This window comes from Corynebacterium durum, from assembly GCF_030408675.1.
Taxonomy (GTDB): Bacteria; Actinomycetota; Actinomycetes; order Mycobacteriales; family Mycobacteriaceae; genus Corynebacterium; species Corynebacterium durum.
This window is the reverse complement of sequence record NZ_CP047200.1, coordinates 1,834,722-1,860,032: the sequence shown is the minus strand read 5'-3', so window position 1 is coordinate 1,860,032 and position 25,311 is coordinate 1,834,722. Positions and strand designations below refer to the sequence as shown.

The 25,311-nt window shown below is 56.0% G+C and carries 27 protein-coding genes; 21 read left to right on the top strand and 6 right to left on the bottom strand.

Annotated elements, in window-relative coordinates; translation table 11 throughout:
- Positions 1-9 precede the first annotated feature (9 nt).
- Both glgX and CDUR_RS08645 read right to left on the bottom strand, forming a co-directional pair.
- Entirely contained in the window at positions 10-2,415 is a 2,406-nt protein-coding gene (gene glgX, locus CDUR_RS08650) for a glycogen debranching protein GlgX (protein ID WP_179417901.1), read from the bottom strand.
- 11 nt (positions 2,416-2,426) lie between these two features.
- A complete protein-coding gene (locus tag CDUR_RS08645; protein WP_179417900.1) occupies positions 2,427-3,101 on the bottom strand; it encodes a TetR/AcrR family transcriptional regulator in 675 nt (224 codons plus the stop codon).
- A 468-nt stretch (positions 3,102-3,569) separates the two neighbouring features.
- Between CDUR_RS08645 and CDUR_RS08640 the strand changes: the two genes are divergently transcribed.
- From CDUR_RS08640 to CDUR_RS08625, 4 genes are all read left to right on the top strand, one after another.
- The gene (locus CDUR_RS08640) at positions 3,570-4,166 is read left to right on the top strand and encodes a hypothetical protein (RefSeq protein WP_179417899.1); all 597 of its coding nucleotides are present in this window, start codon (positions 3,570-3,572) and stop codon (positions 4,164-4,166) included.
- Positions 4,167-4,311: 145 nt separating this feature from the next.
- A complete protein-coding gene (gene bioB, locus CDUR_RS08635) occupies positions 4,312-5,322 on the top strand; it encodes a biotin synthase BioB (RefSeq protein ID WP_179417898.1) in 1,011 nt (336 codons plus the stop codon).
- 1 nt (position 5,323) lies between these two features.
- Complete coding sequence (gene bsaP, locus CDUR_RS08630) at positions 5,324-5,581, top strand: biotin synthase auxiliary protein BsaP (RefSeq protein ID WP_179417897.1); 258 nt, start codon at positions 5,324-5,326, stop codon at positions 5,579-5,581.
- A 17-nt stretch (positions 5,582-5,598) separates the two neighbouring features.
- A complete protein-coding gene (locus CDUR_RS08625; protein ID WP_179417896.1) occupies positions 5,599-6,273 on the top strand; it encodes a hypothetical protein in 675 nt (224 codons plus the stop codon).
- Between the two features lie 18 nt (positions 6,274-6,291).
- Here CDUR_RS08625 and CDUR_RS08620 read toward each other — a convergent pair whose 3' ends face one another.
- A complete protein-coding gene (locus CDUR_RS08620) occupies positions 6,292-7,326 on the bottom strand; it encodes a type III secretion system chaperone family protein (protein ID WP_179417895.1) in 1,035 nt (344 codons plus the stop codon).
- A gap of 709 nt (positions 7,327-8,035) precedes the next feature.
- On the opposite strand from CDUR_RS08620, the gene CDUR_RS08615 reads away from it, so the two are divergent.
- The 8 genes from CDUR_RS08615 to CDUR_RS08580 all read left to right on the top strand — a co-directional run bounded on the left by CDUR_RS08615 (position 8,036) and on the right by CDUR_RS08580 (position 15,247).
- Positions 8,036-8,938, top strand: a complete 903-nt coding sequence (locus tag CDUR_RS08615; protein WP_233453043.1) for an SGNH/GDSL hydrolase family protein — start codon at positions 8,036-8,038, stop codon at positions 8,936-8,938.
- A 14-nt stretch (positions 8,939-8,952) separates the two neighbouring features.
- Complete coding sequence (locus CDUR_RS08610) at positions 8,953-10,248, top strand: acyltransferase family protein (protein WP_179417894.1); 1,296 nt, start codon at positions 8,953-8,955, stop codon at positions 10,246-10,248.
- 45 nt (positions 10,249-10,293) lie between these two features.
- On the top strand, positions 10,294-10,707 hold the full coding sequence (locus tag CDUR_RS08605; protein WP_040360102.1) for a hypothetical protein: 414 nt from the start codon (positions 10,294-10,296) through the stop codon (positions 10,705-10,707).
- A 102-nt stretch (positions 10,708-10,809) separates the two neighbouring features.
- Complete coding sequence (gene hisD / locus CDUR_RS08600) at positions 10,810-12,120, top strand: histidinol dehydrogenase (RefSeq protein WP_179417893.1); 1,311 nt, start codon at positions 10,810-10,812, stop codon at positions 12,118-12,120.
- A gap of 14 nt (positions 12,121-12,134) precedes the next feature.
- Entirely contained in the window at positions 12,135-13,286 is a 1,152-nt protein-coding gene (locus CDUR_RS08595) for a histidinol-phosphate transaminase (RefSeq protein WP_179417892.1), read from the top strand.
- Positions 13,287-13,310: 24 nt separating this feature from the next.
- Complete coding sequence (gene hisB, locus CDUR_RS08590) at positions 13,311-13,919, top strand: imidazoleglycerol-phosphate dehydratase HisB (protein WP_179419083.1); 609 nt, start codon at positions 13,311-13,313, stop codon at positions 13,917-13,919.
- The gene (locus tag CDUR_RS08585) at positions 13,920-14,084 is read left to right on the top strand and encodes a hypothetical protein (RefSeq protein WP_179417891.1); all 165 of its coding nucleotides are present in this window, start codon (positions 13,920-13,922) and stop codon (positions 14,082-14,084) included.
- A 32-nt stretch (positions 14,085-14,116) separates the two neighbouring features.
- Positions 14,117-15,247, top strand: coding sequence for an MFS transporter (locus CDUR_RS08580; protein ID WP_290207240.1), 1,131 nt, complete (start codon positions 14,117-14,119; stop codon positions 15,245-15,247).
- Here the strand turns inward: CDUR_RS08580 and CDUR_RS08575 are convergent.
- Entirely contained in the window at positions 15,192-15,608 is a 417-nt protein-coding gene (locus tag CDUR_RS08575) for a nuclear transport factor 2 family protein (RefSeq protein WP_179417889.1), read from the bottom strand. The two genes, CDUR_RS08580 and CDUR_RS08575, sit on opposite strands and share 56 nt — an antisense overlap.
- Positions 15,609-15,688: 80 nt before the next feature.
- Here CDUR_RS08575 and CDUR_RS08570 point away from each other — a divergent pair, with 80 nt between their 5' ends.
- Positions 15,689-16,090, top strand: coding sequence for a winged helix-turn-helix transcriptional regulator (locus tag CDUR_RS08570; RefSeq protein WP_179417888.1), 402 nt, complete (start codon positions 15,689-15,691; stop codon positions 16,088-16,090).
- Here the strand turns inward: CDUR_RS08570 and CDUR_RS08565 are convergent.
- Entirely contained in the window at positions 16,087-16,356 is a 270-nt protein-coding gene (locus tag CDUR_RS08565) for a hypothetical protein (RefSeq protein ID WP_179417887.1), read from the bottom strand. The genes CDUR_RS08570 and CDUR_RS08565 overlap by 4 nt on opposite strands.
- Positions 16,357-16,829: 473 nt before the next feature.
- Between CDUR_RS08565 and CDUR_RS08560 the strand changes: the two genes are divergently transcribed.
- Complete coding sequence (locus CDUR_RS08560) at positions 16,830-17,072, top strand: hypothetical protein (protein WP_179417886.1); 243 nt, start codon at positions 16,830-16,832, stop codon at positions 17,070-17,072.
- 669 nt (positions 17,073-17,741) lie between these two features.
- Here the strand turns inward: CDUR_RS08560 and CDUR_RS08555 are convergent.
- The gene (locus tag CDUR_RS08555; protein WP_179417885.1) at positions 17,742-18,587 is read right to left on the bottom strand and encodes a hypothetical protein; all 846 of its coding nucleotides are present in this window, start codon (positions 18,585-18,587) and stop codon (positions 17,742-17,744) included.
- 663 nt (positions 18,588-19,250) lie between these two features.
- Between CDUR_RS08555 and CDUR_RS08550 the strand changes: the two genes are divergently transcribed.
- The 7 genes from CDUR_RS08550 to CDUR_RS08520 all read left to right on the top strand — a co-directional run bounded on the left by CDUR_RS08550 (position 19,251) and on the right by CDUR_RS08520 (position 25,298).
- Positions 19,251-19,922, top strand: a complete 672-nt coding sequence (locus CDUR_RS08550) for a hypothetical protein (RefSeq protein WP_179417884.1) — start codon at positions 19,251-19,253, stop codon at positions 19,920-19,922.
- A 259-nt stretch (positions 19,923-20,181) separates the two neighbouring features.
- Entirely contained in the window at positions 20,182-20,502 is a 321-nt protein-coding gene (locus tag CDUR_RS08545; RefSeq protein ID WP_290207233.1) for a hypothetical protein, read from the top strand.
- Between the two features lie 93 nt (positions 20,503-20,595).
- Complete coding sequence (locus CDUR_RS08540) at positions 20,596-21,237, top strand: hypothetical protein (protein ID WP_179417882.1); 642 nt, start codon at positions 20,596-20,598, stop codon at positions 21,235-21,237.
- 885 nt (positions 21,238-22,122) lie between these two features.
- A complete protein-coding gene (locus tag CDUR_RS08535) occupies positions 22,123-22,746 on the top strand; it encodes a hypothetical protein (RefSeq protein WP_179417881.1) in 624 nt (207 codons plus the stop codon).
- 222 nt (positions 22,747-22,968) lie between these two features.
- Positions 22,969-23,604 (top strand): imidazole glycerol phosphate synthase subunit HisH, encoded by a 636-nt coding sequence (gene hisH, locus CDUR_RS08530; protein WP_179417880.1) that lies wholly within the window; start codon positions 22,969-22,971, stop codon positions 23,602-23,604.
- A gap of 150 nt (positions 23,605-23,754) precedes the next feature.
- Positions 23,755-24,510: a bifunctional 1-(5-phosphoribosyl)-5-((5-phosphoribosylamino)methylideneamino)imidazole-4-carboxamide isomerase/phosphoribosylanthranilate isomerase PriA gene (priA, locus tag CDUR_RS08525; RefSeq protein ID WP_179417879.1), complete on the top strand. Its 756-nt coding sequence runs from the start codon at positions 23,755-23,757 to the stop codon at positions 24,508-24,510.
- 5 nt (positions 24,511-24,515) lie between these two features.
- Entirely contained in the window at positions 24,516-25,298 is a 783-nt protein-coding gene (locus CDUR_RS08520) for an inositol monophosphatase family protein (RefSeq protein WP_218865646.1), read from the top strand.
- Positions 25,299-25,311: the final 13 nt, after the last annotated feature.

The following is a 25,311-nucleotide window of genomic DNA, read 5'->3' as shown; positions in this document are numbered from 1 at the left end:
AGCTTGGGCTTAGCTGTAATCGTCAACGGCGCCGCTGGCGTCATTGGAGTAGTCATCAGAGTACTCGTCAACATAGGGTTCCGCAGCTTGCTGCATGTCCGCCTTCGTGGGTGGCGGGGTGGCATCCACGTGCTTGGGTGGATTCATCACGGCGGGTGTGCGCGGCGTGGGAGCACTGGCCTCAGTCTCCTCAGCTGACGCATCAGTCGTGGTGCTTTCGGCAACCTCAGCGGAGCTTTCCCCTGAGTCGGCATCGTCGTAGACGGGCGGCTCGATTTGCTTGAGCAGCATGGTGGAGCGTGCGGGGACTTCGATGGTGCCGTCGGCGTCGATAATTTCGGCGGTGAGGGGGTATCCGGTGTCTTCAGTGGTGTCCACGATGAGTTTCCACCGCTGGCCGAAACGTTTGTCGGGCAGGGTGAATTCGATGCTTTCGTGGTGGGCGTTGAAGCAGAGGATGAAGGAGTCGTCGACGATGCGTTGGCCGCGGCTGTCGGGCTCGGCGATGGCGTCGCCGTTGAGGTACACCATGAGGGATTTGCCAAAGAAGAAGTCCCAGTCGGCTTGGGTCATGAGTTTGCCGGAGGGGACCAGCCACGCGATGTCGCGTTGCTTCATGTCTTCGCCGAGGGGACCGCCGGCAAGGAAGCGGCGGCGTCGGAAAACGGGGTGGTTGGCGCGGATGCGCAGCAAACGCCGGGTGAATTTGACTAGGGGGTCGAATTCTTCGAGTTGGTTCCAGTTGATCCAGCTGAGTGGCGAGTCTTGGCAGTAGACGTTGTTGTTGCCGCTTTGGGTGCGGGCCATTTCGTCGCCGTGGGCGATCATGGGTGTGCCCTGGGAGAGCAGCAGTGTGGTGAGGAAGTTTCGTCGCTGCTGGGCGCGGAGTTTCAGGATGCTCGGGTCGGTGGTGGGGCCTTCCACACCACAGTTCCAGGATCGGTTGTGGCTTTCGCCGTCGCGGTTGCCTTCACCATTGGCCATGTTGTGCTTTTCGTTGTAGCTGACCAGGTCGTTGAGGGTGAAGCCGTCGTGGGCGATGACAAAGTTGATGGAGGCGGTGGGGCGTCGTCCGTTATTGGCGTAAAGGTCGGAGGAGCCGGTGAGGCGGGAGGCAAATTCGCCGAGGGTGGCAGGTTCGCCGCGCCAGAAGTCGCGCACGGTGTCGCGGTATTTGCCGTTCCATTCGGTCCAGAGGGGTGGGAAGTTACCCACCTGATAGCCACCCTCGCCGACGTCCCAAGGCTCAGCGATGAGTTTGACTTGGGAAACCACCGGGTCTTGCTGCACCAGGTCGAAGAAGGCGGCGAGACGATCCACGTCGTGGAGTTCGCGGGCGAGTGTGGAGGCCAGGTCGAAACGGAAGCCGTCGACGTGCATTTCCTGCACCCAGTACCGCAGGGAATCCATGATCAGCTGCAGGGTGTGCGGGTCACGGACGTTGAGGGAGTTTCCGGTGCCCGTGTAGTCCATGTAGTGGTATTTATCGCCGTCCACCAGCCGGTAGTAGGCGGCGTTGTCAATGCCGCGGAAAGCAATGGTGGGGCCCATGTGGTTGCCTTCGGCGGTGTGGTTGTACACCACGTCCAAGATGACTTCGATGCCTGCTTCGTGGAAGGCACGGACCATGTTTTTGAATTCGGCGACGGCCCCGCCGGGTTTGCGGGCGGCGGCGTATTCCTGGTGGGGGGCAAAGAATCCGAAGGAGTTGTAGCCCCAGTAATTGCGTAACCCCAATTCGCGGAGCCGGTCGTCCTGAAGGAATTGGTGCACCGGCATTAGCTCAATCGCCGTTATACCTAAATCCTTCAAATAGCTAATAATCGCAGGGTGTGCAAGCCCTGCGTAGGTTCCGCGGAGGTTGTCGGGTACGTCCGGATGGGTCATGGTCATGCCCTTGACGTGCGCCTCATAGATTACGGTTTCGTGGTAAGGGGTCCGGGGCGCTCGGTCATTGGCCCAGTCGAAGAAGGGGTTAATCACCACGGACTTCATGGTGTGCCCCAAGCTGTCTTCGGTGTTGCGGCCCTCGGGGTTGCCGGGGTCAGTGATGTCGTAGCTAAAAAGGGAAGGGTGCCCGTCGAACTCACCGTCGAAGGCTTTTGCGTAGGGGTCTACGAGCAGTTTGTTGGGGTCACAACGGTGGCCATTTGCGGGGTCGTAGGGGCCGTAGACACGGTAGCCATAGCGTTGGCCTGGTTGAATCCCGGGAATATAGCAGTGCCAGATGTGGGCATCGACTTCTTCGATGTTGATGCGGGTTTCGTTGTCTTCACGATCTAGAAGGCACAGTTCCACGCGTTCTGCCACATCGGAGAAAAGCGCAAAGTTTGTTCCCGCGCCGTCATAAGTAGAGCCGAGGGGGTACGCCTCACCGGGCCAAACCTGAAAGCTATGTTCGTAGGTGCTACTCATACTGGAGTATTTTATAGGCTGGCTGTCCCCATTGTTGTAGCCAAACCGTTGAGAATTATCTCAATTCCGTTTTCGAAAGTTATTTGAAACGCATTGCTAGCGGTAGTGAGCTTTTCATCAACATCCGCCCCACCCGGATTGGTGTCCCGCATGAGCTGTAATGCGGACTGTTCGTTCATAGTTGCGCCCATGACAAAATGAAGCAATGTCGTCGCACCGGTTTCCAGTAAAGGTTGTGATGGGTGCGATGTCGCCTCCGTATCCTTACTGAAGGAGTGCACCAACGCCCGGGTGATGTGACCCTCAAGGGTTTCGCGCAGTCCGTTGTCTGACAGTGCGGCGTTAACCAATTCAGCACCGTCGCGGTGCGCGAGCATCAACGTACGGATAGTGGCGCACAGTTCCGCTGGTGGCACAGCATCCTCACGTGTCGACGTCGCCTCGTCCGCATCCGCCTTGGTAGGCTCCGCATCTTTGTCCAGTGGGGTTGGTGGTCCGACAACTTCCGAGAGGATGAATTGACTAATCGCAGAAATGAGTGCCTGCTTGTTGGGGAAATGCCAGTACAACGCGCCGGGTGCGACGTGAAGACGTTTGGCCAGTCGGCGCATGGTCATGTCGGCAAGGCCATACTCGTCCAGGATGTGGACGCCTGCAACGGTGATACTGTGTTGAGTCAACTGCACACTTTGTTAGTGTACGCGCTATTTGACGGTGTTCCCCACGGTTTCCCGCTAGATCGTTACAAACTGGTTCATTATGGGGGTGGCGCCGGTGGGTTTTAATTCACACAATGCTGGCATGTCTGACGTGCTACCTCTGCGTGTGAGGTGGGGAATGGGGCTAGGTTGCATACGTGCTAAAAAGAATGTACCTGAACTGCTGATTTGATGTGACCTTGGTAGACGCATGCAGCCTGCTGGTAGCACGAGTGCGGGTTGTTGTGTGCTGCGAAGAAAAATGCGGCAATTGTGAGGTGCGCCGAAAAAACCGCCTATTTTGCGTGAAGGGTTCTCACAAAGCGTGGTGTCCTTGGTAGGGTGGTGTAAGTTTGAGTGCCGTTGGCGTCAAAGAGTCGCAAATGTTTGAGGTAGGAGCATTTCGTAGTGCAGACCATGTCAGTGTTGAAAAAGGCCATGATCGTGGGTGTTTGTGTGACCCCTTTGGTCCTTGGTGCCTGTGGTTCTAATAAAGAAGAAAACAAGGCTGAGGGTTCCACGAGTAGCGCCAGCAGTGTGAGTGCTGTGGCCAAGCAGGCTACGTCGTCATCCGATGCGTCCACTTCCGCAGCTACGTCGTCGGCGGCTCCCACGTCGGAGGCCCCGGCGCCGGCAAGTGAGCCAGCAGTGCCGCCTGAGGTTAATCTGGACAACCCCATCCAGGCGCAGCAACTTGCTCCGATTGAGGGGCAGCCCGCAAGTGCAGGTGATAAGGATGCGATCACTAACGTGGTGCGCAGCATGGTGCCCACCGGAACCTTGCGTCAGTTCATGGCTACCACGGTCAATAACACGTGCGCCCGCTTGATTGAAGAGGGCGGCGGCGCACCGGATTTGAACGAAGTTCCGGACCTGCCGCTGGAGTCCATCCCGGATTACCAGAAGGCCAAGCCGACGGTGGATTCCGTGGAAGATGTCCGCGTGAATGGTGAATCCGCTTCTGCGTCTGTGACTCACACATCAAACGGCAAGACTGAAACTGGCGTGATGCGTTTCCAGAGGGAAAACGGCGCTTGGAAGATGTGCAGATAGAATAGCGCGTTTGCTGCGGGAACACCCCGCAGGCTAGCCCCGCACTTGAACACTGTTCTAGGTGCGGGGTATTTTGGGTTTTTAATGCAAGGTTTCCAGCCCAACCTGCGATCTGACCCAACCCACAAAGGAGCACACCGCAACCATGACCACCACCCAACTACCTGCCATCCTTGAGCTTGCCCGCGAAAAAGTTCTGAAACAGGGCATCGGTTTATCCAAAGAAGAAATTCTTCAGGTCCTCCAGTTACCCGACGACAACCTCCAAGACCTCCTCGCCCTGGCACACGAAGTGCGCCTGGCCTGGTGCGGTGAAGAAGTGGAAGTAGAAGGAATCGTCTCCCTCAAAACCGGCGGCTGCCCCGAAGATTGTCACTTCTGCTCGCAATCCGGCCTGTTTGAATCCCCCGTGCGCGCCGCCTGGCTGGACATCCCTGGTCTGGTGGAAGCAGCCAAACAAACCGCAAAAACCGGGGCCACGGAATTCTGCATCGTCGCCGCCGTCAAAGGGCCAGACGAAAACCTCATGTCCCAGATGGAAAAAGCCATCGCCGCCATCCAAGCAGAAGTGGACATTCACGTCGCCGCCTCAGTGGGCATTCTCACCCAGGAACAGGTTGACCGTCTCGCGGCCGCTGGCATTCACCGCTACAACCACAACCTGGAAACAGCCAAGTCATTCTTCCCCAGCGTGGTAACCACCCACACCTGGGAGTCCCGGCGCGAAACCCTCCGTATGATCAAGGAAGCCGGGATTGAGGTGTGCTCCGGTGGCATTCTCGGCATGGGGGAGAGCCTGGAGCAGCGTGCCGAGTTTGCCGCTGACCTGCAGGAACTGCAACCCGAAGAGGTACCCATGAACTTCCTGGATCCGCGCCCGGGCACCCCGTTTGCGGACTATGAGGTGATGGAGGCTTCCGACGCCCTGCGTGCCATCGGCGCGTTCCGTTTGGCGCTGCCGAAAACGATTCTGCGATTCGCTGGTGGACGCGAGTTGACCTTGGGCGATCTTGGTGCGGAGCAGGGGCTGCAGGGTGGCATCAACGCCATTATCGTCGGCAACTACTTGACCACGTTAGGCCGCCCGCAGGAGCAGGATTTGGACATGATGGGCAAGCTGCGTCTGCCGATCAAAGCCTTGAATGCCACGGTGTAGCATGCGCGAAGTCACAAGTGATGAGCTGCTGACGGCGCTGCTGTGCGGTGACTCCCCAGTGTTTCATCCGAATACTGGTCAGCGCATTGAGGAGGGCACGGTGATTAAGCTGTCGCCGTCGGCGCGCGCCGGGTTGGAGGCCCCACGGTTTTGCCAGTTGTGTGGGAGAAGAATGGTGGTGCAGGTCCGACCGGATGGCTGGGATGCGTCGTGTTCGCGTCATGGTCGGGTAGATTCGGCGTACCTGGGGCAGCGCTAGTGTAGTGTTGCCATACTGTGAGTGCTTTTGTTGATGCCCCTGATGCCTCTGTTGATGCGAGTGATGGGGGCGAGCGTCGTCAGGCTAAACCTGTGACACTCATGCGCCTAGAGGCTGTGTGGCTGAGCGTGAGTGTGCTCGTGTTTGGCGTGGTGGGCGCTGTGTGGGGGTTGTTGCGTCCGCGATATACGCTGAACGTGCTGGAGGGGGGCACTGTGGAGGTGGCTGAGCAGTCGGCGTCGTCACGGGAGTTTGGGGCGTTTTGTTCGTATTTGGGTACGGTGGCCGTCTTTGCCGCAGTGGTGGTGGTGCTGTGCCTATGGATCTTTGGGCGGTTTTACCCCGACATGTCGTGGGCGCGTGCGGTGCGATGGTTCCGTGGGGTAGTGCCTGTGTTGCTGCTGGCTAATGGCCTGCTGGGGGTGGTGATGTTTAGTCAGTGCGTGGAGCTGGTGTCGCGATGGCGGTGGCCTATTCCTGATGCGGAGAGCTTGCACCCGGGGGATTCGTTTGATGTGGTGGTGGAGGTCTCTGGCCTGCATGGTTTGATTGTGGCGGGTCTTGTTACCACCGTGTTGTGCTGGCTGCGTCTTGTTTGGCTGGTGTATAGCCCGGTCGAGGAGGAAGCGTTGGCCGAGGAAGGCCAAGAAGAGGAAGAAGGCCAGGAAGAAGAGGCGGGCGTCGTCAGCTAAGCATCAACCCTACAAGCGTCAGGGGGGTGGCGGTGGCCAGTGCACGGCGCTAGTTCCGCAGGTGTCTACGCTGATGCTGTGGAGTCCTTCGAGGAGGAGTTGGACGGCACTGATGATGCTGTGGCTGAGTTGGTGGTGGGTGAGGCCGAGACTCATGGGGGCGACATAATCGACGTGGACTTGGAGTCCGTAGTCGTCAGTGGTGGGGAAGGCTTTGGTGCAGGTGGAGGTTTCGTTCCAGTCGTTGCAGATGAGGAATGTGCGTATGAAGTCGCTGTCTGGGTCTAGGTCGGGGAACCAGAACGCGCGGATAAGGAGTGTGGGGCCGGATTCGATGAAAAATGCGATTGGTACGCCGTTGAATCCGGTGGTGATGTGGTGGGGATCATCGTCGTCATACTGCTGAATCCCCAAGTCTTTGAGTGTGGCTGCGATGCGGTCAATGGTGATGTTGGTGGACAGCGTGTTGTCGTGGGCAGGGATGATGCGCTGCGCTGATGGCGGCGGGATGATGGGGCGTTCAGCAATGTGAGGCAGCGGCAGAGCAAAGGCCAGCTGGTCCCGTGTGGTTGCCTCATCCAAGGGGAGGGAGGAACGCATTTCGGGAAAGGCCGCCAGGAAGTGATTGACGGCGAGGATATCGGTTTCGTGGGCGGCGTGGAGGAAAGCCACGATTTGAGCGGGGGAGGCACCATCTTCGATGAGGAGAGAAGAACGCATTTCCAAGCCCAAGTCGCCCTCGTTGGACATGTACACAAGCGAGGTGGGGCCGAGGCGGCGCCGATTCCACTCGGACAGCAAATGTGCGGCATCGTTGAATTGGGAAAGATCCAGCTGGCCGCGCACCGTGGACAGCGCGACAAGATGCTTGCCTTCTTCCTCGGCGAAATGCACCATGGTGCGGTGATGCTGCCAAGGAATGATGATGCGGTCTTGGGCGTCGTGGGGAGAGTTGACCGGCGGGCTGATAGGTAGGAAGCCAAGCCGACCAATGGCGTATTTGACTTGGTTGATGGTGATGTGGGTGATGAGGTGCGGCTCCACGGCGGCCATTGCTGATCCTCCTTACCTCTGCCTCTGGCGGGGAATTGGGGCAGAGAGCGCTGCGCTGTCATGACCACCCGGCATTGCTGATATGGCACGTGCCGGTAGCGCAACGCTGATACCACTTTGAGTGTACGGAACTTTTTTGAGTTACGTATAATATTCACCCTGAATGAGGGCACCTGAGTCTGGGTAATGCATGTGTAACAATGTAGATAATGTGAAGCCGGGTTTATCAATTCAGATAAATGTGTATATGCATTTATATTTGTTTGTGGGATATGTAACAATCCGACGCTTTACCGTGGACTTTGCTGTAAAAGCGCCCTTTAGATGCTACATTGTAGGCAGTTTGCGTACAGGTCAGCAAAATATTTCGATCAGAAAACCAGCCCCTTGTGCTTGACTGAAAAAATTTATTTTTTTAGCATGAGCATTTAAGTATCAACATAGGTAATAGCTGATGTGTTAGTTGGGGTTAGTTGATGAACCCTGATGAAACGCATTGTGTATGCATGCCGATACCTATTACGTACCTACTACGTTCACACACCCCGGAAGTTATTTGATGATGTTTCATGCTCGATCACAGCGCAGGGCACCACAGGCTGCCCTGACCAATCCCTCGCGCACGCTCCCAACAGGAGCCACCAGGAAAGCCGTGAAAATTGCGACCGCGACCGCAAGTGCCGTGTTCGCCGTGGCCCTCTGCGCAGGTATGTCCCCCCAAGCACCTCAGGCGGAAGCGCAGAGTAGTCCTGATGTTGCTAAGGCACTGACCTCCAGCCAGGGTACGGATACCCGCGCCCCTGAAGGCGGTGCCAAGGTGGTGGTGTTTGGTGATTCCCACACAGCAGGTACCAACGCACCTCTGTGGGCCGATGACCGTGGCTGTTTCCGCAGCAACACTGCCTGGCCCATGCAACTGCAACGTAAGCTGGGGCTGGCACCCGGCGATCTGATTGATTCCTCCTGCTGGGGCAGCACTATCAACTCTGGTCCGAATCTTCACTTCTCCGATCAGGTTCGAAGCGCCTCTGCCCGTGGGGCTTTGGGACAGCGCACCGAGCACATTTTTATTCAGCTGGGTTTCAATGATGCATGGGGCACTCAAGTGACCATGAAGGACTCAGTGAAGCACTGCCTCTTTGACGTTGCACACGGTTGTGGTGATGAGGCCGTTCGCGCTGGTGCTATGCAGGATCCGGCTGCCATCACGGGCACGCACTATGCGGACCGAGTTCGCCAGGTTGTGGACTACCTGAAGTACTACGCACCAAAGGCCAAGATCACATTGGTGGGGTACCAGGAGATGGTACCCCCGTCAGGCGGCGAGGTGTGCACCAACGTCGCGGGACAACAGGCACGTAAGGCCGATGCCCCGGCATTGGTACAGGCAGTCAATAACATTGACCGTGCCCAGCGTGAGGCCGCTGAACAGCTGAAACTGGGCTTCATTGACCTGAAAACAGCCAGTGCAGGACACAGCTCCTGCTCTGCGGATCCATGGGTGAACGGCGTTGGCGATGCCCGCGCCACCATGATGGGCGGCGTGTGGCACCCATCAGTACATGCTGAAGAGATCACGGGTGACATCATCGCCCAGTATGTCCGCCAGTAGTGGTGGGGCGTGACATGGCTGTTGGTCAGCTGAAGTCATCTCCACCGTCGTCCACTCCGTCGCCGTCGCGCCGACCGAACCTCCCATCGTTGACGGGGGCTCGGTGGTGGGCGGCCATGCTGGTGTATGTGCTGCATGCGCTGGTGTTTTTGCCGGTGTATCCGTTTCAGAAGTCGGAGCTGTTTCGCCAGATCCACACTGTGGTTCCCATGCAGTTGGGTTCGGCCGGGGTGACGTTCTTTTTCATCCTGTCGGGTTTTCTCATCTACTGGTCCAACAGCGAGGTCAGCGGCGTCAGCGACGCCCTCTACTATTGCCGACGCCGCCTGACCAAAATTTTCCCCATGCACCTGATCACGCTGGTGATGTTCGTCCTGGCCTCGGCCACGGTCACGGCCAGCAGCATCACCTGGGCGTTGTCCTTTGATCGTTTGAAGGTGTGGCTCCCCAACGCCCTGCTGATTCACACCTGGAACCCGGATTGGGCAGTGCTGGGCGGGATGAACGTGCCGTCGTGGTCGCTGTGCGCGGAAATGCTGTTCTACCTCACGTTTCCCCTGTTTGTGCCGCTGGTTCGCCGCGTCCGTGGGCGGGGAAACTGGTGGGCATTGGGTGCGATGTTTGCGGTGTCGCTGGGCATCATCACCGTTGTGCACTTGCTTGCCGACGGCCCGAAAACCACCGAGAACTTCTTCGTTCCGCGTCTCTGGCCCCAGGATGTATCGCCCGTAGCGGATGTGCATGCAGACCCAGTGTGGTTTTCCCAAGACCACATTCCGGTGTTGCAATCCTATTGGCTGTCCTATTATTTCCCGCTGACTCGCCTGGTGGAGTTCTATTTGGGCGTGTTTGCGGCGAAGCTTGTGTGGGAAAAACAGTTCCACAACACTGACCTCACACTGCCGTTGATTCTGTTGGGCATGTCCTACGGCACAACGTGGTTTGTACCGATAGCGTTCAAAATGTCGGTATTGATGTCATTGCCCATGACGTATGTGATTGCTACGTTGGCTGTGCGGGACATCGAAGGAGTGTCGAGGTTTATTGCAAGCCCTCGCTCGGTACTGCTGGGCAACATTTCGTTCGCGTTTTATATGGTGCAATTCCCGGTGATGGTGTTTGTACAGCGCTATTTCGTCGCCGGTGGAGAATACGGATTCTTTGGGTGGCTGCTAGCCGCCGTGGGGAGTTTCGTACTTTCCGTCGCACTGGCGTGGGTGCTGTTCACCTTTGTTGATGATCCCCTGATGCGCGCAACAGCCCGCAAACCGGCACGCCGACCAGCCCATGCGGCCACACGCACGCGGTGACCGCACATTGACCGTATGTTGATACGGAGAAAGAGAGACATAATCATGTTTGATCGTAAGTTTGTTGCTATGGCCCTGGCCTCTGTCGCTGTCGCTGGCACTCTGACCGCCTGCAACAACGACGGGAAATCCGGAGAAAGTTCCACCGCGAGCACCAAGGCCACCACCTCCTCCAGCGCTGCCCCCACGACCTCTGCACCCGCCATGGAGAGCTCCGCACCAATGGGAGCACCGTCTGATGCCTCCGCTCCGGCACAGGCCCCAGAGCAGGCACCCGCAGCCCCAGCTGCTCCTGGAGGACAGGCACCAGCCCAGCAGGCTCCTGCACAGCAAGCACCAGCTCAGCAGGCTCCGGCACAAGCGCCCGCCCCGGCTGCCCCGGCACCAGCTGAAGCACCCGCTCCGGCGGCTCCCGCCCCTGAACTGCCCGGCGGTGGCGGCGGACACGCTGGATACTAAACCGGAGACCGCTACAACCCCCAGAACCACATCTCAGCACTGGTACGTTCCTGCATTAGAATGGACGAATCGAAACACAAATGTTGGGATGTGGTTTTTCTCATGCTGAATGTTGTTGACCTGCGGGGGCGCACGGCGTCGATAAGCGAACTGCGGCGAACCCTGCCGCGCGGCGGCACGGACGTTGATTCGGTGCTTCCCGTGGTGGAGCCGCTGGTGCGGGAGGTGCGGGGGCGCGGCGCGGAGGCAGCGCTGGAGTACGGGGAGAAGTTTGATGGGGTACAACCGGCGTCGATACGCGTGCCCGCTGACGTCATCGAACAGGCCGCGTGCGAGCTGGACCCCAAGGTCACCGAGGCGCTGCGGGAATCCATCGCCCGTGTGCGTGCCGTGCATGCAGCGCAGAAACCCGCAGGTCACACGGTGGAACTCGCGGCCGGCGGGACGGTGACGGAGAAGTTCATCCCCGTGGAACGTGTGGGACTGTACGTGCCGGGTGGCAACGCCGTGTATCCCTCCAGCGTGATTATGAACGTGGTGCCCGCGCAGGAAGCGGGCGTGTCCTCGCTGGTGGTGGCCTCCCCGCCGCAGGCCCAGTTTGGCGGTTGGCCGCACCCCACCATCCTGGCGGCCTGCCAGCTGCTGGGAGTGCAGGAGGTGTGGGCCGTGGGCGGCGCGCAGGCCGTGGCGCTGCTGGCCTACGGTGACGAGCCCCACCAGCTCGAACCCGTGGACATGATCACCGGACCCGGCAACATTTACGTCACCGCCGCCAAGCGCCTGTGCCGCAGCGTCGTGGGCATTGATTCCGAGGCAGGGCCCACGGAAATCGCCATTGTGGCTGATGACACGGCCAATCCCGTCAGCGTTGCCTACGACCTGATCAGCCAGGCCGAGCACGACGTCATGGCCGCCAGCGTACTGATCACCCCCTCCGCGCAGCTCGCCGCTGACGTGGACCGCGAAGTGGAGGCCCGTTATGGCGTCACCCTCAACGCCGAGCGTGTGGCCCAGGCGCTGCGGGGCGAACAATCCGGGATTGTGCTGGTAGACGACCTCGACGCCGCCATCCGCGTCGCCGATGCCTACGCCGCCGAACATCTGGAAATCCACACCGAAAACGCCCGCGAGGTGGCCGAACGCATCACCAACGCCGGGGCGATCTTTGTGGGTGAGCATTCACCCGTGCCGCTGGGGGACTACTCCGCCGGGTCCAACCACGTGCTGCCCACCTCCGGGACGGCGCGCCACAGCTCGGGGCTATCCACCCACACCTTCCTGAAATCAGTGCACCTCATTGACTACGACGAGGCCGCACTGAAAGACATCGCCGACACCGTGGTGACACTTGCCGACGCCGAGCAGCTTCCCGCCCATGGCGAAGCCATCCGCGCCCGCTTTGAAAACCTCTGAATGGAAAACCGCCCATGACTAAATCCACTGCTTCTGAACCGACCGCCCAGCCTTTAGCCGCCTCCACCACCCTGGCCGATCTGCCGTTGCGCGAAGAGCTCCGCAGCGAAGAGGCCTACGGAGCGCCCCAACTCGAAGTGGACGTGCGCCTGAACACCAACGAAAACCCCTACGCGCCCTCCGAGGCGCTGGTGGCGGATCTGGTGGAGGAAATCGGCACGCAGGCCCGCACCCTCAACCGCTACCCAGAACGCGACAATGTGGAACTACGCACTGCCCTGGCCGAGTACATCACCTCGCAGACCGGCGTGGCTGTCACACGCGACAACCTCTGGGCCGCCAACGGTTCCAACGAAGTGCTTCAACAGCTCCTGCAGGCATTCGGCGGGCCGGGGCGCACTGCCCTAGGATTCCAACCCAGCTATTCCATGCACCCCATTCTCTCCACGGGCACCCACACGAAATTTCTCAACTGCCCCCGCGTCGGGGAAAACTTTGACATCGACCTGGACGCAGCGCTGCGCACCATCGCTGAGGAACAACCCCACGTTATTTTCATCACCACCCCCAACAACCCCACTGGCGGCGTGACCAGCCTCGATGACATTCGTACCATTCTTGACGCCGCGCCGGGCATCGTGATCGTCGATGAAGCCTACGCCGAGTTTTCCGATTCCCCCTCGGCGGTGACGCTGCTGGAGGAGTACCCCGCCACCCTGGTGGTGTCCCGCACCATGAGCAAAGCCTTCGACTTTGCGGGTGGGCGCCTCGGGTACTTTGTGGCTGCCCCCGCGTTTGTGCAGGCAGTGATGCTGGTGCGCCTGCCGTATCATTTGTCCAAGCTTTCCCAGGCGGCGGCCATTGTGGCGTTGAGGCACAGTGACGATACGTTGGCAACGGTGGCCAAGCTGGCGTCGGAACGCGACCGTGTGGTGGCTGGCCTTGAGAAGCTGGGCTACAGCATTGTGCCCACCGAGGCGAACTTTGTGTTCTTCGGTGATTTCTCCGACTCCGCCGCAGCATGGCAGGCGTTTTTGGGGGAGGGGGTGCTCATCCGCGATGTGGGCGTGCCGGGATACCTGCGTGCCACCGTCGGGCTGCCGGAGGAAAATGACGCGTTGTTAGCAGCAGCTGCTAAGGTAGCGCCCATCCACATGAAAAAGTAGAAAGGTAGGCCACCCGTGCCTGAGATAGAACGCAACGCCCGCGTCGGACGCGTGGAGCGCACCACCCGGGAATCCAGCATCACCGTGGGCATCAACCTGGACGGCACGGGGCGCACGGACATCAACACGGGGCTGCCGTTCTTCGACCACATGCTCACCGCCTTCGGCGCGCACGGCAGCTTCGACTTGTCTGTGCACGCCAATGGTGACATCAATATTGATGCGCACCACACCGTGGAGGACACGGGCATTGTGCTGGGGCAGGCGCTGGACCAGGCGCTGGGGGATAAGTCCGGCATTCGCCGTTTCGGGTCTTGCCAGCTGCCCATGGACGAAACACTATGCGAGGCCATTGTGGACGTCTCCGGCCGCCCCTACTTTGTGATCACCGGCGAACCCGAGCAGATGCTCACCACCGTCATCGGCGGGCACTACGCCACCGTGATCAACGAACACTTCTTTGAAACCCTGGCGCTGAACGCCCGCATCGCCCTGCACCTGCGCTGCCACTACGGGCGCGACCCACACCACATCACCGAGGCGGAATATAAGGCCGTGGCCCGTGCGCTGCGGGAAGCCACCGAGTCCGACCCCCGAGTCCAGGGTGTGCCCTCCACGAAAGGCAGCCTGTAGATGACGTGGCTGGTGTACCTGCTGTTTGCCGTCGCGGGGCTGCTGGTAGGTGGCGCGTGGTCGGCGTATCAGGCGGAAAACCGCGCCATGACCTACATCGCCGCCATCGGCGCGGCCGTTGCCTTCACCGCCGCGGTGCTGTGGATGATAGGTGAAATGTCCTGAAAACCCCAGGTTTTATAGCCACCCTGGTGGCGGTGGCTGCGGCGTTTCTGAGCTGGGCTGTGCTCCTGCCGGTGGTACCGCTGGGCGTACTCACCAACGGGGGTTCCGACGCCCTCGCCGGTTCCACCACCGCCATCTTCATGGGCTGCTCCGTGCTCACCCAATGGAACACGCCCCGCGCCCTGCGCCGCTTCGGCTACACACCCGTGATGGTCTTCGCCGCCATCATGCTGGGCGTTCCCGCACTGGGGCACATCATGCTTGACGACGCCCCGTTTGTGCTCGCCCTCTCCGCCTTCCGGGGCATTGGATTCGGTGCTTTGACCGTCGCTGAATCCGCGCTGGTAGCCGAACTGGTGCCCAAGCGCTTTTTGGGCCGGGCGTCTGGGCTGTTGGGGTTGGCTATCGGGTTAGCGCAACTTGTTGGCTTGCCGCTGGGGGTGTGGCTGGCCACGGAATACTCTTTCGCTTCTGCGTACATCCTCGGTGCCGTGGTGGGGCTGCTCGCCGCGGTCGCGTGCATTTTCATTCCCTGGACCGTGGCCGAAGGCGGAAGTAGCGGCAGTGGCGACTCTATTCCGTGGCGTGCCGTGGTGGTGCCCTGCGTAGGAATCACCACCGTGGCCATGGGATTCGGCGCAGTCTCGTCCTTCTTGCCCGCAGCTTCTTCTTCCGGCGTGGTTGCCGGGCTGATTCTTGCCGTGGTGGGTGGTGCGCAAATGATCGCGCGCTACCTGGCGGGCGTGACTGCCGACCGCGTGGGTGGCCCCGGGCTGCTTCTCATCCCGTCGCTGGCCTGCGGCGTTGCCGGGCTTGTGATTGTGTCGTTGGCACTGCTGCTCGGGTGGCCAGCCTGGGTGCTACTGGTGGGCGCGCTGGTATTTGGCAGCGGATTCGGGGCCATTCAAAACGAAACCCTGCTGCTCCTGTTTGGTTCACTGCCACGTACCAGGCTCTCCGACGGCAGCGCGATCTGGAACATGGCCTTTGATGGTGGCACCGGGGTGGGGTCTCTTATTCTGGGCGTGGTAGCTGTGAGGGTGGCCTATCCAGAGACTTTTGTTGTTGCCACTTTTTTGGTGGGGGTGGGGCTTGCCATCGTGTGGGCTAGGGTGTTCCCCAGAATTGATCTTCGCCAGGTTGATCCTCCGAGAAAAGCCTGACGGCGGTGATTTTTCCGTTCGTGACGGTCAGGAGGTCGATGCCCGTCATGTCCATTGTTAGTGTGCCTTGTGGGGTGCTTTGACGTTGGCCCTGGAAACGCACGGGAACTGCAACATCGTCGCCGTTGCGCATCATCGGGCCAGTCACGGTGAGAGTGAACGTACCCTCGCTCACCTCCATCATGCCGCCAATCAATTGGGCGATGGCGGCGATGCCTTCGTGTGCGCCGGAGAAACGGTTATTGCCAGGCTGGTGCCAGACCACGTTCGGGTCGAGGAGTGCTGCTACCGTCTCCATATCGCCTTGTGAGACTGCAGCGAAATAGTGTTGCGCAACCGCAATGGGATCATGAATAGTCATAGGTATCATCTTCACAACCCCACCTGCGGTTACGTCAACGTAACAACTGGGAAAAGGTAACTGAAATCACCGAATTGTGCTTGACCGAATTGTGCTTGGAGGAAGCAGTGGCACGCAACTGGGACGTACTCAAACAAACCTGCCCATCACGCACGGCACTCACCAAAATCACCAGTACGTGGACCGCGTTGACTCTGCTTGCGCTAGGGGAGAAGCGCCAGCGGTTCAGCGACCTTCAGGCTGCTGTTGGCGGGATCAGCAGGAAAACACTCAGCGATACACTCCGACACTTGGAACGCGACGGCATTGTTGCCCGCCATGAGATGAGCACCATGCCCCGACGTGTGGACTACGAACTCACCCCGCTTGGGCGTACGCTTCTGAAACCTCTCACTGTGCTCATTCGATGGACCGAAACACACTTTGATGACATACTTGCAGCCCGCGCCCACTACGATGAGCAGGCTGCGGGTACAGTCTAAATACCAAACAGCGCTAAACCAACCACCAGGATAATCAACCAGGAGAAAATGGTGAGGATAGAGGCAATCCCTAGGAAGACGCTGCGCTTCGTCCACGCGACATAAAGTCCGAATATCACCGCTGCGGGGGAGAACAAGCAATATGCCCATGCAACCCATGTGGGGATCCTATCGCCTATGAATGGCGTACACACCCACACCACGACTATGAGAACCCAGGCGGTGATTGTTTTCCAACGGTCCCGCCATTTAACCATGTCAGACATGTGGCAACCCTCCTTTTTCCTGCCTTCCTGCTGCAAGTCCGGTTGCTGTATGGTGTTACTTTAATTTTAACACCTATAGGCTGCAGGAACGATACGGATTGCGGCCTTAAGGTGGGGTGCCGTCATTGGTGTTGCATCGTCCGTACCAGTATCAGCGCTGGAAAGTGGGGAGGTGTGTGGGATTGAAAACCTTCTTTGTGGATTTCGCCGACTTCAACAAGCTGTTGCTTGGTGTCCGCAGTGAGGGCTTTTCTACATCAAACTGATGAATGTTGTAATGCTTTTGTGTGACAGTGGTCGTTTGAGGGGATAACATTTCTGGATAGAGGCCGAATGCAATCTTGTATGTTATTTCTCTGGTGATTCGTTGTTTTAACTGGCCAGACGATTTTGAATTTAATTAATGACACGTCATCAATCTAGTGATAAGTTGACTTCTATCAGAAGGTTAGAAGCCGACCAGAGGAGGAATTATGAAGCTTCAACGCCGTCTTGCAGTGGTTGTGGCGACCAGCATGCTTGCGAGTGGTCTCGCTGTTCCCGCAGTTCACGCGGCTGACCAAAAGCCGCAAACAAACAATCAAGTGACAAGATCCAGCGAAGGCATTGTGGATGGCATCAAGAATTCCATCGCTACGTTATTCCTTTTTAGGCTGTTTGGCCCATCGGTGTCATCGTGCATTGCGGGTAATGACGCTTCGTGTGAATTTATCTAACGAAATTTAACCAGAAAAGTGGGGTCCACGATTACGCGGACCCTCTTTTTATTTAATCAGTCATCGTGCGAGAAAATTGCCTTACATGAAGGAGTTTCTCTCTCGGCAATTGATTTGTAGCCGCTATATCGCGGTACTTGGTATCTGACTGGTGAATCTAGTGTTTGAACTCCGGCTTTTGTGTGCTGTTTCCATCCGCTATATCGCGGTACTTGGTATCTGACGATCATGATGACGACAACCCAAACATGAGCACATGTTTCCATCCGCTATATCGCGGTACTTGGTATCTGACCCTACCAGAAAAACACCCCCTCTGACCAGCGGCGGAGGAAACGGTTTACACACCCCCCGTCGAATAGATCACATTCCCACATTTGCTTCCTTAAATCACGATAAAAACACCAGGTCAACCCACTACACACCAAACGCCGGTATCGAGTTTTCTCAAGCCGGTTTTGTACCCCCACACGTTAACTCCGTTCAAAAGTGGGCTTGAACAGGGAAGATAGGGGACGTCTCATCATGGTTACTATCACCGTAACATGATTAAACGGTGTAAATGGGGAGCAACGCCCTCTTTCGTTGCGGGTGGAATGGCGCGTTGCTGTTGTTTGCTGTCATTTTTCCATTTCGGGATGTTGATGTGCGTCAACTTCTGGGGTTTTTTCAAGAATTTTGGCTAGGGCATTGATTGTCGTCATTGTTGGCGGCTGCGGGAAAAGTCCAGTGAAGGTCGATTTTCTCCGTTGTTACGTCGATTTTTGTTCGCGAGTTATCGTTGTCGGTTGGAGTAAACTGAATGTGACGAACTTCTGAACGGGGGATTTCGCCTTTGGTTGTGTCGTGATTGCGGAAGTCGTGCGGATTGGTGGTGATGATGCGGGCGTCGGCAACCGCGATGAACGATGCACTTGCTGTTTTAGAGACGGTACCGATTTTCTTTTCCAGTCTCAGTAAGTTCCATGATGTGTCCATTCTTAGATCGAAAGCAGCAGAAACCATGGTCAGAGGGTTGTTTGAGTCCATCTGGTATGGGAATGCGATAGCTAGTAGATGCTCGTCGTCGTTGAGGAGCCAGCGCAGAGTACGCACGTATATGTCAGTGTCGTAGCCTTCGGGTGCGATGGTGGTGACTGTGGTATCGCTATCTAGGTTGTTCCTGATCGGGTTGAGGGCATTAGCCAGCGGTTCAACGGCTTCGAGCAGTCGTGCGCTGGTAAATTGGCTTTGTTTACTGCTTCGCTGTGGCAAGAGGGGAAGTGTCCTGCGGTCGGGAAGCTCAGCGATGAGACGTAACGGGCGGGTAAGTACCGTGATCAGTGCTGTTGCTGTGTTGCGACACACCTTTACCTCGTCGCTTGTGTCGTTGATGATGATGTTGAAAAGCTTGGCTTCATCAGGGTCGCTGGTTTCCGTTGACTCGTGCCCTGGAAGCGTGCAGAACCTGGAACTGGGTGTGTATTTAACTGGCTCGGGTTTTATATGCCACCTGGCTCTGGGCGTACGGCTCACAGGATCCGCGAGAGACGGTGCTGAATCTGGCGACCCTGTGTAGGTATGTCGGCAACTCGATCTGGTCGTTTGGTCCTGATGCACTCGAGGTATGACTGGGCGTTAGAGGGGGGCGCGCGCAACCCTCGCGATGATTTGTCATAGTGACGATATTCTTATAGGTGAAAGAGAGTTCATTATGACGTGTTTTCAATGTTGCGAGTATGGTGGACATGAATGGCAATATCTATTTTGCATCAGGGGCTATGCATAACCTGGATCCGTCGCGTTATTCTGGACTGAATACTGATAGCTTAGGTGACCTTCACATGGTTAAAATCTTGCTCCGCATGAGTGTTTGCCGTTTCATTCTGAACAGAGGCTGCTGGACTATGTGAACGCACGCAACATTGATGTAGAAGCGATATACACCTACCTGCACCTAAATTGAAGGATGCCCAAACGGACGGCAATTGAGCAAGGTGAAGGAGGCGGTAAATGGCATCTATAAAGTTTTTAAAACGTGCGAACTTTCCTTATTTAACAGTGGTCTATTTTGATAATAAATTATACATATCGGAAGAAGTAGTAAAATTCTTGAAAGAAAGCAAAGATATAAAGAAGAAATTATTTGAAGTTATAAAGTTGACAATACGATAAAATTTCAATTAGAGAGGTGTGGGTGTGAAAAAAATAGAATATTATGGCTACGAGGTGCGTGTACCTTTTGAACAAAGTCTGATTCCGTTTGATCGAATCGTAAAATATTTGAAAAATAATCCTGGAACTAGATGTTTTATCGCCGCAAACCACTGCACGAAAGAAGACATCGACATGTGGTTGAATGACGATAAAGTAAACGTATACTGGTGGGAAAATCTAGCCAAATTACCTGCCATTGAAGATATAGACCCTGAGACTCTAGATTCTTATGATGTAATTGAATTGTTGTCTCTCGCTGCTTCTCCAAAGAGACTTAACTTTGCTGCACTGCTAGAAGTTTTTCCTCCTGTCGATGCTGAAAAGTTATGCTCATTATACTACCCAACAAGCAGTCACCCCACGGGTGAGCTGCTGGTGACATGCGATCAAGACCCCAATCCAGGATTTATTGAAAATTTTAAAGCCGCGGTTGATGGTAATGCGCATGATATTGATAGGCGATCGGAAGCTATTTCTAAATATCTGGAAGATGTATTTAGTGGTTGGGCAAAATTTACATACGCAGTAAGTCTTGAAAGTGGCTTGAATGCTGACGAGAGATGGGAAACTGTTCTAATACCAACGTATAGTAATGTGGATGGTTATTTTATTGACTGGGGAGTCCTGCTGAGTTCAAGTCGTACGGCATTTTAATCGTGATGCCTGCCGTCACCCTGATACCTGAGCTCCTTCCACAGGCCTGCCAGGGGTTGCTGTGATCTGCTTTCCATGTTTTGCTGTTGGGAGGTTTGTCTATCTTCAATGTCGTTAGGTTACAGATTATTTTGAACAGTAATTGCAGCGTCTTCTGTACACGCCTCCTTGATAGAACCATATGCAATCAACGTGTACCCTAGTTACTCCATTCTTATTTCAGAAATGATCGGCGAGGCGCATTCCATTAGGAACTCTGATGAAAAGCCTACGGGATATTTTTAACGTTGTGGGTATGATGGATATGACAATCTGTACTTCGCTTCAGGCGCTGCACATAACCTTGAATCCAGCGGATTACCCTGGCCTGGATATCGTTACTTTGGGTGACTCGATAGAGTTAAAGGGGCTCGATTGGCGTGGGCGCTTGTATCTTCATGCTGGGCAGAAGTTGTTAGATTATGCGAAAGTGAACAATATTGATGCTTGCCCTTCAAACGTGTCTGATGCAGTAAAAGATATTGTGGAGGACGGAATGGTGCATGCTTACCAGCTATGTGATCGTGTCATGAATGAGTGACTGACGAGATAAAAATGGTCGCTGGTGATAAAAACCTTATTCAGAAAGCAGTTAAATTTATCACTCGAGGCTTGAAATAAGAGAGGGTATTCGATGGTCTTGCAAGAATCTGATGGTAGGTTCATATACTATTTTTATGAGGTGGATGCGATGGGGGAGCCCGAGGTTGTGCCGTTTGAACGTCTTGTTCAGTATGTGAATGATCATCCAGAAACCCAGTTCTTTATTTTTGCAAAGCGTTGCACTGAAGAGGATGTTGATACATGGTTTGATAATGAGCATGTCACGGTGCATTGGTGGAAGGATACGACACCGACACCAGGAACAGACCCACTCTCCATATTTGTTCAGGCTATTGATCCGGTAAAACCTAATTTCGGAGGGATACTTGAGGTATCGTCGTCTATATCCCCTGAAGAGCTGCATTCCCTGTACACTCTCGCAGATGGACGTCCATCTGGAAATCTGATGATTGCGCGAAACTCTGATCTTCCGAAAAAAGCCATTGAACTCTATGAAGAGACTTTTAAATCTGATCTAAAACTGGAAAAGCACAAAGTCTTCCGCAGAGAATTATTTAATGGTTGGGCTTTGGTGGATTTTGATAACGATAATGAAGGTGAGATGGCTCCGCCAGAACGCTCTGAATATTTACTTTTCTATTCTGGCAGTGATTTAGATGAGTCTTTTATTGATTGGGGAGAAATTATAGGTAAGCATATTGTCAAATATTAGCATCACTGAGGGTTTTTCAGGGTTTATTGAAGAATGGCAACTTTCTCTTTTGGCATTCTGTAATCGGTATGTACAATACGCTATGTCTTCACGCTCGCGATTGCTTGTTCCACCACACAACGAACCTGGCTAATCCTACGGTTACACCATATCTGCCAGTACTCCAACTGCTTTTTGCCAGATTATTTTTGCCTGGCATGCCACACCCTGCCCCCCACGAGTCTTTATTGGCAGTCAGATGCTTTGGATCCAAGGCATCCAGCACCCGCCCCGCTTCGTGTAAAGCCGTCAGATCGTAGACACGGCCGATATACGGCTTAAAGATGACGACAATGTTGCCGCTTCGATCGGTGATAATCCATACGTTGTGCCCGGTGGCTTTGTGTTTTCTTATGCTGAGTTCTAGCCTGTCAGCCCAAAACAGCACGGTACGAACGTCCCGTTGATCACGCCGTGGAGTCGAGGATGAAGGATGAAGGTCTGCCGGTACCGGTGGCGTTGCGAGTGCGTGGTTGAGGGCGTTGATGAGAGTGCATATGGTCTTATTGGGGGTGCTATTACCGGCGACGAAAAGCGGGCTGGGATCTTTCCCTAGCAGCTGAATAACCCTCATCGATGAAACATCGATGTATCACAAGTCACTTAAAGCGCATAGTGAATATGTTGAGAAACTTGGTGTTAAAGTTATTTGTGCTGATCGATGGTAAATCAATAATGATGGTAAACTTGTTGATGTAAATCGTCCAGATAGTCAGTATACTTTTTTGATAGTCAACGCTATGCTGTTGAGTTTGATAGAATGTCATCTAGCCGTGGGTTGAATCATGAAAGTCGTGCACGGTCTAATGATCCAAGTTTAGTTGTTGTGATTATGTGGATGGGATAGTGGAAATGAATGTTACAGTAGGTAACCAGGCTATCGTTTTTAAAGGAGCGAAGCGGACTGCTGCCCAGATGTTGGAAAAAATGTATGAAGGGCTTGTTGTTGACCTGGTCAAAACTGACTCATTGGATGTTGTGTTCAATAATGGTCAACGCTCGTGGATAGTACAAGAGCAGAATGGTTGGTGTGTGATTGAAGAGCTTTCGGCGGACAGCTTCATACTTTATGATTTGCTTAGTGTGTCTAGGGATTTTCTCGATAGCGTTGCCTATGTTTTTTATGTAAGGAAAGAAAATGATATAAAGTTTCGGAGCGGCGCTGCTTATATAGGTTGTTATTTCGGGGTCTATAATCCGGCTGATGGGAAGCTTGAATTTATGCAAAAAGGGCTTTCTATAGATGAGTGGGAATGGAGTAAAAGTTCGGACAGTTCCCAACTTCCAATTTCTGAGTCAATGCTCAATTATGAGGGTCTGGAAAACTTTATAGAGATGGAGGGCATTCCTATCTTATTTGGGGGCATGAAAAAATTGAATCCAGACCTGTATTTCGCGAAAGTTCCTGAAAAGAGTGATGAAGAATGGGCTGCTTTCTTTGAGGGTCTTTACAAAGGGGGTCTAGGATAACTTTGCAGTGCTGTAGCACCATGCTTCTACCTTTTATGGGGTGGGGAGAATCCGATAAATCTCACAACAAGTGGATAGCTCTATACTGAGATTGTTTGAGAGGGATTGCTGTAACGGCAGCCTTCGTGCATGCTCACACTCACCCCGCCCAGAATCGAGCCCTAAACCTACCGCCAACGGCGAGTGCCGGGGCGTCGTTACGCAGGCGCTAGACTTCGCACTATGGCTAAAACAGTGGCGCTTCTTGATTACGGATCTGGCAACCTTCGTTCAGCGCAGCGCGCGGTGGAACGCGTGGGGGCTGAGGTCACGGTGGCCAGTGATCCTCAGACGGTTCTCGCCGCCGATGGCCTGCTTGTTCCCGGCGTGGGGGCGTTTGCGGCGTGTATGGATGGGCTGCGTGCTGTGAATGGTCCGCGCCTGATCGGGGAGCGTTTGGCTGGTGGTCGGCCCGTCATGGGGATTTGCGTGGGCATGCAGGTGCTGTTTGAGCATGGCGTGGAGCACGGCATTGATGCGCAGGGCTGTGGGGAGTGGCCGGGCGTGGTGGAGCGTCTGCACGCTTCGGTGCTGCCGCACATGGGGTGGAATACGGTGGATGCCCCGGAAAATTCGCAGATGTTCGCGGGATTCAGCAGTACTGATCGCTTCTATTTTGTGCATTCCTACGGCGTGCGGGATTGGGTGTTTGAGGGGGACGATCTGACCACGCCACCGCTGGTCACGTGGGCGCAGCACTATGGGGACCGGTTCGTGGCGGCCGTGGAGAACGGCCCGTTGTGGGCCACGCAGTTCCACCCGGAAAAGTCGGGGGAGATGGGGTTGAAGCTGCTGGAGAACTGGGTGGGGTCGCTGTAGCCCTTAAACAGTCTCAGTTACAGCTGCCCTCTAAAAACCCAAAGCCCCACCCAGCCCCCACTTGAACAGCGTTTTTATCGATCACAATGTGAACCACACTATTGGGTGACCCTCAGCGCTGCGGTTCACCGACCAGCTAGACTTGCCCCTATGAGTCTCACACTTCTTCCCGCTGTTGATGTCGTTGATGGTAAGGCTGTGCGATTGCACCAAGGCGCGGCGGGGAGTGAGAAAGTGTACGGAACTCCCCTTGAAGCCGCGTTGAATTGGCAGGAGCAGGGGGCACAGTGGCTGCATTTCGTGGATCTGGATGCGGCGTTTAACCGGGGTTCTAATTATCAGCTCATGGCCGAGGTGGTGGGCGCACTGGATATTAACGTGGAGCTCACCGGCGGCATTCGTGATGATGCTTCCCTGGAGCGCGCACTTGCCACGGGCGCGCGGCGCGTGAATATCGGCACCGCAGCGTTGGAGAATCCCGACTGGTGCAGGCGCGCAATTGAACGCTTCGGCGACCGCATCGCGGTTGGTTTGGATGTGCGTGAAGAAAACGGGGAGTGGCGCGCTAAAGGCAACGGCTGGGTGTCCGACGGCGGGGATTTGTGGGAAATCCTAGAGCGCTTGGATGCGCAGGGATGTTCACGTTTCGTGGTCACGGATGTGTCTAAGGACGGCACGTTGGATGGCCCTAATATTGACTTGCTGCGGGAGGTGGCGGCGGCGACGGATGCGCCGATTGTGGCATCGGGCGGCGTCGCTAAGCTGCAGGATGTGGTGGATATTGCGCAGTTTGTGGAGGAGGGGATTGATTCGGTGATTATCGGTAAGGCTCTGTACGAGGGCAGGTTCACCCTGGCTGAGGCATTGAAGGCTGTGGATTCTGTAGAAGTGATGAAGCCTCGGTGACCGACATGTGGACCAGGGAGCTGCTGGCCGTCGCCGAGGCGGTGGTGGGTGACGCGGAGCGGGTGTTCCGGTCAAGCATTGGCGCGGAGCCGATGATTACTAAGGGCGTGGGGGATTTCGCCACGGAAACCGACATGAAGATTGAGCAGCGCGTCCGTGAGACCCTGGCAGAAAGGACGGGCCTGCCGGTCTTCGGGGAGGAAGGCGGCGGCAGCCTGGACGAAGACACGGTGTGGGTGGTGGACCCGGTGGATGGGACATCGAACTTTTCGGCGGGTAACCCCATGTGTTCCACCATTGTGAGCCTGCTGCACTACGGCACGCCGGTGGTGGGAGTGATTTCCCTTCCCATGCTGGGCAAACGGCTCACGGCGGTGCATGGTTCGCCGCTGTATGTCAATGGCGTGGCGCAAAAAACTCTGGAGGAGTCGTCGCCGCTGGTGGCTCAGGTGGGGTTCGGTTCGATTGTGTCGGCGGTGGATTCCCGGTTCCCCACGATGCGTAGGCAGGCGCTCATGCGCATGCTGGCGGACCTGTATCCGCGGCTGCGGGTGACGGGGTCGGTGGGTGTGGACTTGGCCTTTACCGCCCTAGGCACGTTTGGTGGATCGATTAGCTTCAGCCCACACGTGTGGGACAACGCCGCCGGGGTGCTGTTGGTGCGTTCAGCGGGTGGCGTGGTCACCGACCTGGACGGCAACACCTGGGGCCCGCGCTCGCACGGCGTGATCGCGGGCACCCCGCTGGTGCACCACGCCCTGATGAGTACGATTGAACAGTCTGGTTAAGCCTTTCTATGTA

What these genes read in the sequence shown, in the direction of transcription:
- glgX (WP_179417901.1), bottom strand. Translation starts at nt 2,415, where the DNA reads ATGAGTAGCACCTACGAACATAGCTTTCAGGTTTGGCCCGGTGAGGCG.
- bioB (WP_179417898.1), top strand. Translation starts at nt 4,312, where the DNA reads ATGACCACCACCCAACTACCTGCCATCCTTGAGCTTGCCCGCGAAAAA.
- bsaP (WP_179417897.1), top strand. Translation starts at nt 5,324, where the DNA reads ATGCGCGAAGTCACAAGTGATGAGCTGCTGACGGCGCTGCTGTGCGGT.
- CDUR_RS08620 (WP_179417895.1), bottom strand. Translation starts at nt 7,326, where the DNA reads ATGGCCGCCGTGGAGCCGCACCTCATCACCCACATCACCATCAACCAA.
- CDUR_RS08615 (WP_233453043.1), top strand. Translation starts at nt 8,036, where the DNA reads ATGTCCCCCCAAGCACCTCAGGCGGAAGCGCAGAGTAGTCCTGATGTT.
- CDUR_RS08610 (WP_179417894.1), top strand. Translation starts at nt 8,953, where the DNA reads ATGGCTGTTGGTCAGCTGAAGTCATCTCCACCGTCGTCCACTCCGTCG.
- CDUR_RS08605 (WP_040360102.1), top strand. Translation starts at nt 10,294, where the DNA reads ATGTTTGATCGTAAGTTTGTTGCTATGGCCCTGGCCTCTGTCGCTGTC.
- hisD (WP_179417893.1), top strand. Translation starts at nt 10,810, where the DNA reads ATGCTGAATGTTGTTGACCTGCGGGGGCGCACGGCGTCGATAAGCGAA.
- CDUR_RS08595 (WP_179417892.1), top strand. Translation starts at nt 12,135, where the DNA reads ATGACTAAATCCACTGCTTCTGAACCGACCGCCCAGCCTTTAGCCGCC.
- CDUR_RS08585 (WP_179417891.1), top strand. Translation starts at nt 13,920, where the DNA reads ATGACGTGGCTGGTGTACCTGCTGTTTGCCGTCGCGGGGCTGCTGGTA.
- CDUR_RS08575 (WP_179417889.1), bottom strand. Translation starts at nt 15,608, where the DNA reads ATGACTATTCATGATCCCATTGCGGTTGCGCAACACTATTTCGCTGCA.
- CDUR_RS08565 (WP_179417887.1), bottom strand. Translation starts at nt 16,356, where the DNA reads ATGTCTGACATGGTTAAATGGCGGGACCGTTGGAAAACAATCACCGCC.
- CDUR_RS08560 (WP_179417886.1), top strand. Translation starts at nt 16,830, where the DNA reads ATGAAGCTTCAACGCCGTCTTGCAGTGGTTGTGGCGACCAGCATGCTT.
- CDUR_RS08545 (WP_290207233.1), top strand. Translation starts at nt 20,182, where the DNA reads ATGAAAAGCCTACGGGATATTTTTAACGTTGTGGGTATGATGGATATG.
- CDUR_RS08540 (WP_179417882.1), top strand. Translation starts at nt 20,596, where the DNA reads ATGGTCTTGCAAGAATCTGATGGTAGGTTCATATACTATTTTTATGAG.
- hisH (WP_179417880.1), top strand. Translation starts at nt 22,969, where the DNA reads ATGGCTAAAACAGTGGCGCTTCTTGATTACGGATCTGGCAACCTTCGT.
- priA (WP_179417879.1), top strand. Translation starts at nt 23,755, where the DNA reads ATGAGTCTCACACTTCTTCCCGCTGTTGATGTCGTTGATGGTAAGGCT.
- CDUR_RS08520 (WP_218865646.1), top strand. Translation starts at nt 24,516, where the DNA reads ATGTGGACCAGGGAGCTGCTGGCCGTCGCCGAGGCGGTGGTGGGTGAC.